The organism is Streptomyces sp. NPDC002776 (genome assembly GCF_053592195.1).
In genome coordinates this window covers 237,624-252,287 of sequence record NZ_JBSFVG010000002.1, presented here as the reverse complement: position 1 = coordinate 252,287, position 14,664 = coordinate 237,624, and the positions used below count along the sequence as shown (strand labels likewise).

The window sequence follows — 14,664 nt, the reverse complement described above, 5'->3', positions numbered from 1 at the left end:
GTGGTCAGGCCCCTGCCTTGCTGAGGACTGTGGGCGGTTCCGCGTCTTCGTGGAATTCGAGCTGGCGGCGCCGGTTGGGGATGAGGCCTTCCGGTCGGAAGCGCATCAGCAGCACGAGTGCGACGCCGAAGGCGAAGAGCTGGTAGTCGCCGAGGAACTGGAGCTTGGCGGGGATGAGGTAGAGCAGGGCGGCGCCGACGAGGGGGCCGCTGATGGTGCCCATGCCGCCGAGGACCACGGCTGCCAGGAGGAAGGCGGAGTTGGGCGGGACCACGTGGGCGAACTGGTACTGCTCGGGGGTCACGGTGTAGGTGACGTGGGCCTGGACGGTGCCGGCGAGTCCGGCGAGGGTCGCGCCGAGGGCGAAGGCGATGAGTTTGACGCGGAAGCCGTTGATGCCCATGGCTTCGGCGGCGGTCTCGTCCTCGCGGATGGCGACCCAGGCGCGGCCGATGCGGGAGTCGGCGCTGCGGCGGAAGACCACGACGACGATGAGGGTGATCAGCAGCATCAGCAGGAAGTAGTTGGAGAACCGGCCGATGGTGACGCCGAGCATGTTGTGTTCGGCGCCGAAGTCGAAGCCGAGGATGTTGAGGTTGGGTACGGAGGAGATGCCGTTGGAGCCGTTGGTGATGTCGGGTCCGGAGGTGCCGTCGGTGTTGAGGACGGTGATGCGGAAGATCTCTCCGAAGCCGAGGGTGACGATGGCGAGGTAGTCGCCGCGCAGCCGCAGGGTGGGGGCGCCGATGATGACGCCGAAGACCATGGCGACGGCGGCGCCGAGGATGGCGGAGAGCCAGAACGGCAGGTGGAGGTCGAACGGCGAGGAGGGGGAGCCGGAGACCATGGCCGCGGTGTAGGCGCCGACGCCGAGGAAGGCGACGTATCCGAGGTCGAGGAGGCCGGCGAGGCCGACGACGATGTTCAGGCCCAGGGCGACGGTGGCGAAGATGAGGATGTAGACGCCGATGGTGGCGTACCGGTCGTCGGACTGGGTGAAGGGGAAGGCGGCTGCCGCGACGAACGCGCCGATCATCGTCACGTTGCGGTGTTTGGCGGTGATCGCGGTGATCCGGCTCATGAGTCCGGCCTTGGCGCCGGCGGCGAAGCCGAAGCCCGCGGTGATCAGGAAGCCGATGAAGAGTTCGTCGTATTCGGTGCCGATGCCGTAGGTGAAGACGGTCAGGCCGACGGCGAGGGCCGCGACGATGACGAGGATCTCGGCGTAGGCGGGCAGGGCGCGGGCCTGGGCCTTGACGGGGCCGGTGGCGACGGAGGCCCGCAGGATGCCGAGGTTGTGCCGGGTGTTGTGCCGGACGTGTTCCCAGGCGGTGTCGTCGGGGTCGACGGGGTCGGGCGCGGGCCGCTCGAAGGGCAGGGCGAGGGCGCCGAGGAGGGCCGTGAGGGTGGCCGCGGCCGCCACGTAGCCGCCGGGTTCGAGGTTGACGACGCCGCCGAGCTTGGTGCTGATGGCGATGACGGTGTACCAGGCGGTGACGAAGGCGCCGAGCGCGGCGAGCTTGATGGCGCTGTCGGCGCCGGCCGGGATGAGCCAGCGCAGGCCCTTGATGCCGTAGGAGGCGAGGCCGAAGAGGGCGGTGAGGGCGCCGCCGATGAGGACGAGGACCTGGAGGCCGCCCGGGTAGCCGTAGACGGTGAGGTCGCCGGGGAACTCGTCGGTCCAGGTCCAGGCGAGGAGGGTGGAGAGGATGGTGAGGACGCCGCCGCCGGTGGCGAGGGCACGTCCGATGTGCGGCGGGATGCCGACCAGGCCGGTGGGGGTGCCGGTGGTGGGGGTCCCGGCGCTTTCGGGTGCGGTGGTCTGTGTGGTCATCGGTGTCACGCCCTGTCCGCGACGCGCTCGCCGAGCAGGCCCTGTGGCCTGAACAGCAGTACGAGGATGAGGAGTACGAAGGCCCAGACGTCGGCCCAGGACTGGCTGCCGAACTTGTCCATGCCGGGGATGTCGGCGATGTAGGCGGTGGACAAGGATTCGGCGATGCCGAGGACGAGGCCGCCGAGCATGGCTCCGTAGATGTTGCCGATGCCGCCGAGGACGGCCGCGGTGAAGGCCTTGAGGCCGAGGATGAAGCCCATGCGGAAGTCGATCTGGCCGTACTTGAGGCCGTAGGCGACTCCGCCGACCGCGGCGAAGATGGCGCCGAGGGCGAAGGCGACCACGATGATGCGGTCGGTGTTGACGCCCATGAGCTTGGCCGTGTCGGGGTCCTGGGCGGTGGCCTGCATGCCGCGTCCGGTGCGGGTCTTCATGACGAAGTAGCCGAGGATCGCCATGCTGATGGGGGCGGCGAGGAGCAGGAAGATGTCACCGGTCTGGATGGTGACGCTGCCGATCTCGAAGGGTCCGCCCTCGATCTGCGGGAACTTGATCGGGGAGTCGGCCTCGGGGTACCAGGCCCAGACCGCCTGCTGGAGGGCGAGGGAGAGGCCGATGGCGGTGATCAAGGGGGCGAGTCGGGGGGCGCCCCGCAGGGGGCGGTAGGCGAATCGTTCCGCTCCCACGGCGACGGTGGTGGCGACGAGCATGGCGCCGATCAGCATCAGGGGCAGCGCGATGGCCATGGAGGTGCCGTCGGGCAGGATGTAGAGATAGACCGTGATGGCGCCGAACGCCCCGGTCATGAAGATCTCGCCGTGGGCGAAGTTGATGAGCTGGACAATGCCGTAGACCATCGTGTAGCCAATGGCGACCAGCCCGTACATGGATCCCAGTAGCAGGCCGTTGACCAGCTGCTGCGGCAGTTCGTTCACCGCATGTCCTCCGAGACTTCGGATGTCGAGTGGATGGGGCCGTATGTGAGTCCGCGCGGGGCGCCTGTAATGCGGCGCCCCGCGCGGCTCAAGGGGTTGGTGCGGTGGGTCAGCCGGTGTAGGTGCCGGACTTGACGGCCTTCCACTCGCCGTTCTCGACGGCGTAGACCGTGAGCTGCTTGTTGGTCGTGTCGCCGAACTCGTCGAAGGCGACCTTGCCGGTGACGCCGTCGAAGCTGACGTTCTGGACGGCGGCGGTGACCTTGGCGCGCGCGTCGTCCGGCAGCTTGCCGTCGTTGTCCTCGACGACCTTCTTCACGGCCTCGATGATCGACCAGGTGGCGTCGTAGGAGTAGCCGCCGTAGGCCGCGAAGTCCTCCTTGTAGCCCGCCGCCTTGTAGTCGGCGACGAACTTCTTGGCGGAGTCCAGCTCCTCCAGCGGGGCGCCCACGGAGGTGGCGAGGTCGCCGGCGCTGTCGTTGCCGGCCAGCTCGATGAAGGTCGGGTCGAAGATGCCGTCGCCGCCGACCAGCGGGACCTTGACGCCCGCGGCCTTGATCTGCTTGCTGAGCGGGCCGGCCTGCGGGTACTCGCCGCCGTAGTAGACGACATCGGCACCGGACTTCTTCACCTTGGTGGCGACCGCGGAGAAGTCCTTGGTGTCGGGGTTGATGTGCTCGGTGCCGACGATCTTGCCGCCGAGCTTCTTGAACTCGTCGGTGAAGGTGGCGGCGAGACCGGCGCCGTAGGTCTTCTTGTCGTCGATGACGAAGACCTTGGTCTTCTTGCTGTCGTTGTAGACGTACTGCGCGGCGAACGGACCCTGGATGGCGTCCGTGGTCGAGGTGCGGAAGTACGACTTGTAGGTGCGGACCTTGTTGGTCTGCCAGTCGGCGCCCTGGGTGAGGCCGGGGCCGGTGTTGGCCGGGGAGACCTGGACCATCTTGGCGTCTTCGAAGACCTTCTGCATGGACTCCGCGACCGAGGAGTTCAGCGGGCCGACAGCGCCGATGACGTTTTTGTCGGCGACGAACGTGGCGGCGTTCTGCTGGCCGGAGGAGGGCTGCGCCTGGTCGTCGAGGGCCTTTATCTCGAAGGTGACGCCGTCGACGTAGTTGTCCTTGTTGGCCGTCTTGGCGGCGAGGTCGGCGGAGTTCTTGATGCCGAGACCGAGCGCGGAGAGGTCACCGGTCAGCGGGGCGTCCACACCGATGATGACCTTGGTGCCGCCGCCGCCGGAGTCCGAGCCGCCGTCGTCGTCGCGCGAGCCACAGGCGGTGAGGGTGAGTGCTCCTGCCGCCAGCGCGGCGGTGATGGCGATGAGCGAACGTTGACGCACGATCAGTCCTTTCCCTGGCGCGGCCCTTCCCTCTGGAAGCGGCCGAGTCGAGCGCTGGGCCGAAGTGACATTCCGACGGCGCGGTGACTGGGCGTGACTCTAGGCGTGTGAGGGGAACGTGGAGGAGTACCTGGCGAATGCTGTGACGCTCTTGTTATGACACGACGTAATGCAGAGCGGTACTGAGTGGGTAGATCTGCAGGATTCCGTACGGTTCGCCCTGTCCGCATTCTGAGAAGTTGCAGGCCCGGCAGACGTTGTTCAGGCGTCTCAAGGGTTTTGGTAGTGACAACTATTTGATGCCGCAGGCTACCTGTTGGGCGTGCGAGAGATCCCGTGCGTAGCGTGAGCCCAGGATGAAACTGTGCATCTGTATTGCGCGTGTATTACGTAGAGTTACGTCCAGAAAAGGCAGTCCGGCGTTCCCGGGTATTTTTCCGCAATCCGTCGCCCGCAAGGTGATCGTGACCTTGCGGGATGATCCCGCCTCGGTCCGGAAGGGCGGTCGCGGGGAGGCGGTCACGGAGAGCCCGGCATAGGGCTGACTGATCGCGGTCACGGTGACGGGCGGGCCGGACAGCACGCTCAGTGCGACGTCGAAGCGGAAACCGGCGGCCTCGTCGGGGTCGCGGGAGGCCGTCCTGCTCAGGTACCGGATGTCGACGACCTGGGAGGGGTACGGCGGGGCGGCGGCAGGGGGCGGCTGCGGGCGGGTGGCGTACAGGTAACCGCCGCCCGCTAGGAGGGCGGCCGCTGTCCCGGCCGCGACAGCGGCGCGGCGGTGCCGGCCGAGCAGGCGTCGCAGTGGCGCCGTCCGTCCGTGTGGTGGTGTGAACTCCGGTGCAGGGAACGGCTCTTGTACGTGGGTGCCCTCGCCCGGCTCGACCGGGCCGACGCCGCTCACTGCCACGGCCCGTTGCTCGGGCCGCCGTTGCGGTACCAGCGCACGCAACCCTCGTGGGCGCGGCGGTCGATGAGCGCGTCGGCCGCCCGCTCACCGCGGCGCGCCTTCTCGGCCCGGGCGGCGTCCACGACGTCCCGCAGGACTTCGTACTGTCCGTTCGACAGCCCCATCGACTGGTAGTCACCGTAGGTGTCGCCGTCCAGGACCTCCCGGGACCAATGGGCGACGAGCCGGGTGCACAGCTCCTCGGGCGGTGTGGTCCGCGGGGACGGCGAGGTGCCCGCGGGGCCGTCCGCCGGCGTCCGCGAGCCCGTGTCCGCGCATCCGGTGATCGCACCGGCGGCCAGGAGTGCCGTCAGGAGTGGCGTCAGAAGTGCCGGCCGGAGTGCCGATTCCGCCCTGCGGGTCCGTCCCATCGTCATGCCCCGACGCTAGGCGCGCCGGGCCCTGTTGGGCCAGAGCGGCGGCCGGAGCGGCGGGGCAGGGGATCCCGGCTCAGGCGGTGGTGCCACCGCCGAAGCGCTCCGCGTCACTGCGCGTCACATCCCGCAGCAGGCAGGTCAGCCGGGCCGTGCACACGCGCTTGCCTTGCTCGTCGGTTATCACGATCTCGTACGTCGCGGTGGAGCGGCCCCGGTGCACCGGTGTGGCGACACCCGTGACCAGGCCCGAGCGTGCCCCGCGGTGATGCGTGCAGTTCAGGTCCACGCCCACGGCTATCTTCGAGGACCCTCCGTGCAGCATCGATCCCACGGAGCCCAGCGTCTCCGCCAGCACCGCGGACGCACCGCCGTGCAGCAGGCCGTACGGCTGGGTGTTGCCCTCCACCGGCATCGTGCCGATCACCCGGTCCGCCGACGCCTCCAGGATCTGCACGCCCATCCGCGTCCCCAGGTGCCCCGCCGAGAACAGCGCCGGCAGATCCACCCCGAGCGCGGCGTACTCGTCGATGACCTCCTGCGGGAACTTCACCTGCTGCTGCTCGCCCATGGGTGGCACTCCGTTCGTCGTCGGTACTGAGCAAACGCTCAGTCGGCCGCCGATTGTTCCAGACGCACCACGACGGACTTGCTCGCCGGGGTGTTGCTGGTGTCCGCCGTGGCATCCAGCGGCACCAGCACATTGGTCTCGGGGTAGTACGCCGCCGCACACCCCCGGGCCGTCGGATAGAGCACCACCCGGAACCCGGGAGCGCGCCGCTCGACCCCGTCCCGCCACTCGCCGACGAGATCGACGTACGCCCCGTCCGCCACGCCGAGCGCGCGGGCGTCCTCGGGGTTCACCAGCACCACCCGCCGCCCGTTTTTGATTCCCCGATAGCGGTCGTCGAGCCCGTAGATCGTGGTGTTGTACTGGTCGTGCGACCGCAGCGTCTGCAGCAGCAGCCGCCCCTCGGGCAGCTCCGGATACTCCACCGGCGCCGCGGTGAAGTTGGCCTTGCCGGTCGCCGTCGGGAACCGCCGCTCGTCGCGCGGCGCGTGCGGCAGGGCGAACCCGCCAGGACGCGCCACGCGCGCGTTGAAGTCCTGGAACCCCGGGATCACCCGCGCGATCCGGTCCCGGATCGTGGCGTAGTCCTTCTCGAACTCCTCCCACGGCACCCGGCTGTCCGGCCCGAGCACCCGCCGCGCCAGCCTGCAGACGATCGCCGGCTCCGACAGCAGCCGCGTGCTCGCCGGTTCCAGCCGCCCGCGCGAGGCGTGCACCATGCCCATGGAGTCCTCGACGGTCACGAACTGCTCGCCGCTGCCCTGCAGATCACGCTCGGTACGCCCCAGCGTCGGCAGGATCAGCGCCCGCGCACCGGTGACCGCGTGCGAGCGGTTCAGCTTGGTCGACACATGCACCGTCAGCCGCGCCCGCCGCATCGCCGCCTCGGTCACCTCCGTGTCGGGCGAGGCGGAGACGAAGTTGCCGCCCATCGCGAAGAAGACCTTCGCCTTGTCGTCCCGCATCGCGCGGATGGCCTGGACGACGTCATAGCCGTGCTCCCGCGGCGGCGCGAACCCGAACTCCCTCTCCAGCGCGTCCAGGAAGGCCGGCGCGGGCCGCTCGAAGATGCCCATGGTGCGGTCGCCCTGCACATTGGAGTGCCCGCGCACCGGGCACACGCCCGCGCCCGGGCGCCCGATGTTGCCGCGCAGCAGAAGGAAGTTGACCACCTCGCGGATGGTCGGCACGGCGTGCTTGTGCTGGGTCAGGCCCATCGCCCAGCACACGATCGTCCGCTCGGAGGCGAGGACCATGGCCAGGGCCCGCTCGATCTCCTCCCGGGACAAACCGGTCGCGGTGAGCGTCTCGTCCCAGTCGGCGTCCCGCGCGGCGGCCGCTAAGTCCTCGTAACCGTGCGTGTGCGCGCGGACGAACTCCTCGTCGACGGCCCCCTCGGTCTGCAGGATCAGCTTGTTCAGCAGCCGGAACAGCGCCTGGTCGCCGCCGATGCGGATCTGCAGGAACAGATCGGTGAGGGCGGCACCCTTGAGCATGCCCTGCGGGGTCTGCGGGTTCTTGAACCGCTCCAGTCCGGCCTCGGGCAGCGGGTTGACGCTGATCACCTTGGCGCCGTTCGCCTTGGCCTTCTCCAGCGCGGAGAGCATCCGGGGGTGGTTCGTGCCGGGGTTCTGCCCGGCCACGATGATCAGGTCGGCGCGGTGGAGGTCCTCCAGCAGGACGCTGCCCTTGCCGATGCCGATGGTCTCGATCAGCGCGGAGCCCGACGACTCGTGGCACATGTTCGAGCAGTCCGGCAGGTTGTTGGTGCCGAACTCGCGGGCGAAGAGCTGATAGAGGAACGCCGCCTCGTTGCTGGTCCGCCCGGAGGTGTAGAAGAGCGCCTCGTCCGGGGAGGCGAGTGCCGTCAGCTCCTCGGCGACGATGTCGAAGGCGCGCTCCCAGGTGACCGGCTCGTAGTGGCTGCCGCCCTCGGGGAGGTACATGGGGTGGGTCAGCCGCCCTTGCTGGCCCAGCCAGTAGCCGCTGCGGGTCGCCAGGTCGGCGACGGAGTGCGCGGCGAAGAACTCCGGGGTCACCCGGCGCAGGGTGGCTTCCTCGGCGACGGCCTTCGCGCCGTTCTCGCAGAACTCCGCGGTGTGCCGGTGCTCCGGCTCCGGCCAGGCGCAGCCGGGGCAGTCGAAGCCGTCCTTCTGGTTGACCCGCAGCAAGGTCAGCGCGGTCCGCTTGACGCCCATCTGCTGCTGGGCCATGCGCAGGGTGTGCCCGATGGCGGGCAGCCCCGCCGCGGCGTGCTGCGGCTCGGCGACCTGCGGCGCGTCCTGCACCGGATCACCCTTGGGCGGCTTCGTCGCCATCGCACGCTCTCCTTATGACTGCGTGTGTGAGGTACGTCTCCGATCCTCGCACGTGTCAGTGACAACGCCCGTGCCCGGGATCGCCGCCGGTCGCGGGCAATGGTTGCGGGAACCGCCCGGCGCCGGCTGATCCGGCCGTGGGCTCCGACTGTCAGTGCGGCGTGGCAGGATCGGGGACGTGGCAGAGACAGCATCGAAGAAGACCGAAACGAACCCCGGCGGCAGCCGTCCGCGGCTGATGCTCATGGACGGGCATTCCCTGGCCTACCGCGCGTTCTTCGCGCTGCCCGCGGAGAACTTCACCACCGCGACGGGCCAGCCGACGAACGCCATCTACGGCTTCGCGTCGATGCTGGCGAACACGCTGCGCGACGAGGCGCCCACGCACTTCGCGGTCGCCTTCGACGTGTCCCGCAAGACATGGCGCTCGGAGGAGTTCACCGAGTACAAGGCGAACCGCTCCAAGACCCCCGACGAGTTCAAGGGCCAGGTCGAGCTGATCGGCGAGCTGCTGGACGCGATGCACGTCTCGCGCTTCGCGGTCGACGGCTTCGAGGCCGACGACGTGATCGCCACCCTCGCCACCCAGGCCGAGGCCGCGGGCTTCGAGGTGCTGATCGTCACCGGCGACCGGGACTCCTTCCAGCTGGTCAGCGAGCACACGACCGTGCTGTACCCGACCAAGGGCGTCTCCGAGCTGACCCGGTTCACCCCGGAGAAGGTCTTCGAGAAGTACGGGTTGACGCCCGCGCAGTACCCCGACTTCGCGGCCCTGCGCGGCGACCCGTCCGACAACCTGCCGGGCATCCCGGGCGTCGGGGAGAAGACCGCCGCGAAGTGGATCAACCAGTTCGGCTCGTTCGCGGAGCTGGTCGAGCGGGTCGACGAGGTGAAGGGCAAGGCGGGCCAGAACCTCCGCGACCACCTGGAGGCGGTCAAGCTCAACCGCCGGCTGACCGAGATGGTGTGCACGGTCGAGCTGCCGAAGACGGTCGCCGACCTGGAGCGGACCGCGTACGACCGCAAGGCCGTCGCGATGATCCTCGACACCCTGGAGATCCGTAACCCCTCCCTGCGGGAGCGGCTGCTGGCGGTCGACCCGGGCGCCGAGGCGGCCGAGGAGACCCCGGTCGTCGCGGACGGCGTGGAGCTGGACGGCAAGGTGCTCGGCACCGGCGAGCTGGCCCCGTGGCTGGCCGAGCACGGCACCGCGCCCCTCGGTGTCGCCACCGTCGACACCTGGGCGCTCGGCACCGGCTCGGTGGCCGAGGTCGCGCTGGCCACGGCCGGCGGTCCGGCGGCCTGGTTCGACCCGTCCGAGCTGGACGAGACCGACGAGAACGCGTTCCTGGCCTGGCTGGCCGACGCCGCCCGCCCCAAGGTCCTGCACAACGCCAAGGGCGTGATGCGTGTCTTCGCCGAGCACGGCTGGACCGTGGACGGCGTCACCATGGACACCGCCCTCGCCGCCTACCTGGTCAAGCCGGGCCGGCGCTCCTTCGACCTGGACGCGCTGTCCCTGGAGTACCTCCACCGCGAGCTGGCCCCCGCCGCCACGGCCGACGGCCAGCTCGCCTTCGGCGCGGACGACGGCGCCGAGGCCGAGGCGCTCATGATCCAGGCCCGCGCGGTCATCGACCTGGGCGGCGCCTTCGAGGGCCGGCTCCAGGAGGTCGGCGCCGCCGATCTGCTGCGCGACATGGAGCTGCCCACCTCGGCGCTGCTGGCCCGGATGGAGCGGCACGGCATCGCCGCGGACCGGGCCCACCTGGAAGCGATGGAACAGATGTTCGCGGGCGCCGTGCAGCAGGCGGTGAAGGAGGCGCACGCGGCCGCCGGGCACGAGTTCAACCTCGGCTCGCCCAAGCAGCTCCAGGAGGTCCTCTTCGGCGAGCTGGGCCTGCCGAAGACGAAGAAGACCAAGACCGGCTACACCACCGACGCCGACGCCCTGGCCTGGCTCGCCACGCAGACGGACAACGAACTCCCGGTGATCATGCTCCGCCACCGTGAGCAGGCGAAGCTGCGGGTCACCGTCGAGGGCCTGATCAAGACGATCGCGGCGGACGGCCGGATCCACACCACTTTCAACCAGACGGTCGCCGCGACCGGCCGGCTCTCCTCGACGGACCCCAACCTCCAGAACATCCCGGTCCGCACCGACGAGGGCCGCGCGATCCGCCGGGGCTTCGTGGTCGGCGAGGGCTTCGAGTCCCTGATGACGGCCGACTACAGCCAGATCGAGCTGCGAGTGATGGCCCACCTGTCCGCCGACGAGGGCCTGATCGAGGCGTTCACCTCGGGGGAGGACCTGCACACCACGGCCGCCTCCCAGGTCTTCGCCGTCGAGCCCGGCGCGGTGGACGCCGAGATGCGCCGCAAGATCAAGGCGATGTCCTACGGCCTGGCGTACGGCCTGTCGGCCTTCGGTCTCTCCCAGCAGCTGAACATCGAGGCGGGCGAGGCCCGTGCCCTGATGGACGCCTACTTCGAGCGCTTCGGCGGCGTACGGGACTATCTGCGCCGAGCCGTCGACGAGGCGAGGGCGACGGGTTACACGGCGACCCTCTTCGGCCGCCGCCGCTACCTCCCCGACCTCAACAGTGACAACCGCCAGCGCCGCGAGGCGGCCGAGCGCATGGCCCTCAACGCCCCCATCCAGGGCACGGCGGCCGACATCGTCAAGATCGCCATGCTCAAGGTCGACGAGGCGCTGCGCGAGGCCGGCCTGAAGTCCCGCATGCTCCTCCAGGTCCACGACGAAATCGTCCTGGAGATCGCCCCCGGCGAGCGGGACCGGGCGGAGGCCCTGGTCCGCGAGCAGATGTCCACCGCGGTCCGCCTGGACGTCCCCCTGGGCGTCTCGGTAGGCGCGGGCCAGGACTGGGAATCAGCAGCACATTAAAACTCCGCAAGGGGAGCGCCCCGGAAGGGGCGCGGGGAACTGCGCGACAAGCCACAGATGACCCGCGCCCCGAACAAACAGCAACCAGGCAGACGCGAGGCGACATCACCCACGTGGCCCCCGCAAAGACGCCACCGCCCAACCCCGCCCGTCAGGATGCGGGCATGGGCATACGCACACCCCTGCTCCACCGCCGGACGGCACACGCGCCGACGGCCAGCACCCCGCGCATCCCCACCGGCTTCACCGCGACGCTGCTCCTGTGGGCGGAGCTCATCACCCTCCTCCGCCTCCCCCGGTACCGGCCCCGACCGGCACCGGGGCCGGGCGCCACACCCTGACCGCGACGGCGTACACCAGCACCCCCACCACCAGTCCCGCGCCCGCCCCGAAGCACACCGTCGGAATCAGCTCCCAGGGCTTCGCGCGCGACCCCCAGTACGACCACCAGCGCACCGCCCGCTGCACCGCGAACACCACCCCGCAGCCGGCCGGCAGAGCCCCGGCGAGCCACCGGTCCCGCGAGGACAGCACCGGCACCCCGGCCGGCAGCACCCCCGCCGGAATCCGCCGCAGCGCCACGGCGAGGAACCCCACGATGACGGCCGCCGCCACCGCCGAACCGCCGTACTGGAGATACCAGTACAGAGGGGACCCGGCGAACTCCTCGCCGAGGACGGGGAACAGTCGCATCCCCCAGCAGTCGAGGTGCGTGAACGCGTCCCAGACGACATGGGTGAGCGCGCCGAGGACCGCGGAGACGTACCACCACCCCACCAGTTCCGGCCGCACGCGTGCGCGGGGCGCACCGCAGCGCAGCAGGGCGGCCACCCGGCCCTGCCGGGCCGGCGGCAGCAGGGCCACGAGTGGCTCACGGATGACCAGCCACAGCCCCACCAGCGCCCAGGAAATGGCCACATCCACCGTGAACACGCCCGCGAAGGAGTGCGTCACATCGCCGAACTCCATCGCCCCGGGCACCGCGCCGCCCGCGTAGTAGGTCAGATCGGGCCCGAACGACCCCGCCACCAGGACGGCCGGCACCAGCCGCCCCCGGCCCGTTCCGTCGGTGCGCACGGCGGGCAGCACGGCCGCCGCATGGCTGAGGGTGAACGGCACCGACGCTCCTCGCGTGGGACATGATCGACCCGCCCAGTATCACGCATGGACAACTGGTGAATACGGGACGCGAACGGGTGCCCGTGACGCGGAAGTTGTCGTAGGGTCACTTGGGCCGGTGCGCGGGGAGCGCGGCCGATCTACGGACAAAAACGGACGGATGCTCGGGGGCGGACAACCGAACGGCCCCGCGAGCGCAACCTCCAGGGCGGGTCGTTCGTCACAACAGGGCGACGGGACAGACAGAGACGGGCGCTCGGCGTCCGCAGGAGGGGTTCACTCTATGTCGGCGCAATTCGGCAGGAGGCTGTACAAAGGTGCGGCCACCGCCGCCGTGGCCGCATTGGCGGTCGCGGCGCTGTCCGGCTCCCAGGCTCCGGGTGTGACGGTCGACGAACAGGGGAGACGGACCACGTCCGACACCCAGCCGACCCCCGACGCGGCCGGCGGGAGCGCGACCGGCAACTCGCCGTACTACACGGACCTGCCGCCCCTGGACAGCCCCGAGCCGTCGCCGAGCGCGGGCGGCGGGGGGACGGGCTCCACGGACTCCGAGTCCGGGATACCCGCGACCGTGCTGGCCGCCTACCAGCAGGCCGCCGCCTCGCTGCGGGAGGCCAAGCCGGGCTGCAACCTGCCCTGGGAGCTGCTCGCCGCCATCGGGCACGTCGAGTCGGGCCATGCCCGCGGCGGCCGGGTGAACGCCGACGGGACCACCACCTCCCCGATCCTCGGCCCGCAGCTCAACGGCATCGGCTTCGCGAACATCAGCGACACCGACGACGGCGCCTACGACGGGGACAGCTCCTACGACCGTGCCGTGGGGCCGATGCAGTTCATCCCCTCGACCTGGGAGTGGGCGGGCCGCGACGGCAACGGCGACGGCAAGAAGGACCCCAACAACATCCACGACGCCGCGCTCGCCGCGGGCCACTACCTGTGCCGCTTCGGCTGGGACCTGTCCGACGGGGCCGACCTCAAGAGCGCGATCCTCAGCTACAACAACTCCACGGACTACCTGAACACCGTCCTGGCGTGGCTGGAGCACTACCGCAAGGGCGTCGACGCGATCCCCGACGGCACCGGCACCCTGCCCGAGGACCGCAGCGACGACCACGTTGGGGCCCAGGTGCGGCCGTCGCCCCCGGCCTCGCGGCCGCCGAGCACGCCGCCCACGACGCCCCCGGGGACGACTCCGCCGCCGTCCACGCCGCCGTCGACACCCCCGCCCACGAACCCGCCCACCAACCCGCCCACCACGCCGCCCACCACGCCTCCGGGGACCCCCACCGACACGGTGCACCACCTGGACGATGCCGGTACCGCCAAGCTGACCGCGATGGCGGGCGACGCCTTCGGCGAGAAGATCAGCACCCGGGCCGAGACCTCGGCCGGCAAGGGCGTCGGCAAGGTGCGGATCCGCTTCACCATCGTCGGCGACACCGACGCCGCCTTCACCGGCGGCGAGAAGTACGCCACCGCCCTCACCGACAGCAGCGGTACGGCCACGGCGCCCGCGCTCCAGGCGGGCGAGCAGATCGGCGAGTTCACCGTCCGGACGACCGTCGTGGGCCGCTCGGTCCCCGGGCTCGACTACACGGCCACGGTCACCGAACGCGCCGCCGACAGACTGGCCCGTACCGCCGAGACCGCGCTGACCTGCGCCCCGGGCGGCGAGTTCGCGGGCCAGGTGGAGATGAAGGCCACCTACAAGGGCGCCGTCGCGGACGGGGTCGCGGCCACCGCCACCCTGATCACGTCGGCGGACGACCCGACGGCGAACGACAAGGGCCCCTACTTCAAGGACGCCGCCGGCAACCCCGTCCGCTCCCTGGCCGGCCTCAAGACGGACACCGACGGCCTGCTGAGGCTGCCGAAGCTGTACGCCGACGACACCGCCGGCACCTTCCTGCTCCGCATCAGCACCGCGGGCGGCGCCACGCTGACGGTCGAACTGACCGTGGCGGCGGCCGAGTCGGCGTCGCCCACCCCGTCGGCGACCCCCAGCTCCAGCTCCAGCCCGAGCTCCAGCCCCAGCCCCAGCGCGTAAGGACGACCCCAGGCGGCGCCCCTCCGGAGCGGAGGGGCGCCGTCGTCGTGTGCGACGTGTTCTCATCTCGCCCGGCGGTTGCTACGGTGCCGGACCTGACGATGTATCAGCTCCGGCCCGTCGGGAGGCACCGTGCGCGCCCTGATCGCCGCCGCGACCGGCCTCGCCGTCGCACTCGCCCTGGTGTTCACGCTCACCGCGCTGGGCTCACCGACCGGCGAGACCTCCCCGGAGCCGCTGCTGACGACGGTGCCCGCACATCCGTAA

At 70.5% G+C, this 14,664-nt stretch carries 10 protein-coding genes; 3 read left to right on the top strand and 7 right to left on the bottom strand.

The window, feature by feature from the left end; all coding sequences use genetic code 11:
• Positions 1-4: 4 nt before the first annotated feature.
• The 6 genes from ACWD11_RS05290 to ACWD11_RS05265 form a co-directional block, all read right to left on the bottom strand.
• Entirely contained in the window at positions 5-1,834 is a 1,830-nt protein-coding gene (locus ACWD11_RS05290; protein ID WP_451281391.1) for a branched-chain amino acid ABC transporter permease, read from the bottom strand.
• 5 nt (positions 1,835-1,839) lie between these two features.
• Entirely contained in the window at positions 1,840-2,772 is a 933-nt protein-coding gene (locus tag ACWD11_RS05285) for a branched-chain amino acid ABC transporter permease (protein ID WP_389418640.1), read from the bottom strand.
• Between the two features lie 109 nt (positions 2,773-2,881).
• Positions 2,882-4,111, bottom strand: coding sequence for a branched-chain amino acid ABC transporter substrate-binding protein (locus ACWD11_RS05280; protein ID WP_389418642.1), 1,230 nt, complete (start codon positions 4,109-4,111; stop codon positions 2,882-2,884).
• Between the two features lie 900 nt (positions 4,112-5,011).
• Complete coding sequence (locus tag ACWD11_RS05275; RefSeq protein WP_389418643.1) at positions 5,012-5,437, bottom strand: hypothetical protein; 426 nt, start codon at positions 5,435-5,437, stop codon at positions 5,012-5,014.
• A 73-nt stretch (positions 5,438-5,510) separates the two neighbouring features.
• Positions 5,511-6,005, bottom strand: a complete 495-nt coding sequence (locus ACWD11_RS05270) for a PaaI family thioesterase (protein ID WP_451281389.1) — start codon at positions 6,003-6,005, stop codon at positions 5,511-5,513.
• A gap of 38 nt (positions 6,006-6,043) precedes the next feature.
• Positions 6,044-8,323, bottom strand: coding sequence for an FdhF/YdeP family oxidoreductase (locus ACWD11_RS05265; RefSeq protein ID WP_451281387.1), 2,280 nt, complete (start codon positions 8,321-8,323; stop codon positions 6,044-6,046).
• A 178-nt stretch (positions 8,324-8,501) separates the two neighbouring features.
• Here ACWD11_RS05265 and polA point away from each other — a divergent pair, with 178 nt between their 5' ends.
• A complete protein-coding gene (polA, locus tag ACWD11_RS05260; protein ID WP_451281385.1) occupies positions 8,502-11,228 on the top strand; it encodes a DNA polymerase I in 2,727 nt (908 codons plus the stop codon).
• A gap of 276 nt (positions 11,229-11,504) precedes the next feature.
• Here polA and ACWD11_RS05255 read toward each other — a convergent pair whose 3' ends face one another.
• Positions 11,505-12,347: a DUF4184 family protein gene (locus tag ACWD11_RS05255; RefSeq protein ID WP_451281383.1), complete on the bottom strand. Its 843-nt coding sequence runs from the start codon at positions 12,345-12,347 to the stop codon at positions 11,505-11,507.
• 283 nt (positions 12,348-12,630) lie between these two features.
• On the opposite strand from ACWD11_RS05255, the gene ACWD11_RS05250 reads away from it, so the two are divergent.
• Positions 12,631-14,397 (top strand): lytic transglycosylase domain-containing protein, encoded by a 1,767-nt coding sequence (locus ACWD11_RS05250; protein ID WP_451281381.1) that lies wholly within the window; start codon positions 12,631-12,633, stop codon positions 14,395-14,397.
• Positions 14,398-14,529: 132 nt separating this feature from the next.
• Positions 14,530-14,664, top strand: a complete 135-nt coding sequence (locus tag ACWD11_RS05245; RefSeq protein WP_389418649.1) for an SPW_0924 family protein — start codon at positions 14,530-14,532, stop codon at positions 14,662-14,664.

Bases quoted from the DNA above. Each gene is read 5' to 3' on its own strand.
- ACWD11_RS05270 (WP_451281389.1), bottom strand. From the start codon at position 6,005: ATGGGCGAGCAGCAGCAGGTGAAGTTCCCGCAGGAGGTCATCGACGAG.
- ACWD11_RS05265 (WP_451281387.1), bottom strand. From the start codon at position 8,323: ATGGCGACGAAGCCGCCCAAGGGTGATCCGGTGCAGGACGCGCCGCAG.
- ACWD11_RS05275 (WP_389418643.1), bottom strand. From the start codon at position 5,437: ATGACGATGGGACGGACCCGCAGGGCGGAATCGGCACTCCGGCCGGCA.
- ACWD11_RS05250 (WP_451281381.1), top strand. From the start codon at position 12,631: ATGTCGGCGCAATTCGGCAGGAGGCTGTACAAAGGTGCGGCCACCGCC.
- ACWD11_RS05290 (WP_451281391.1), bottom strand. From the start codon at position 1,834: ATGACCACACAGACCACCGCACCCGAAAGCGCCGGGACCCCCACCACC.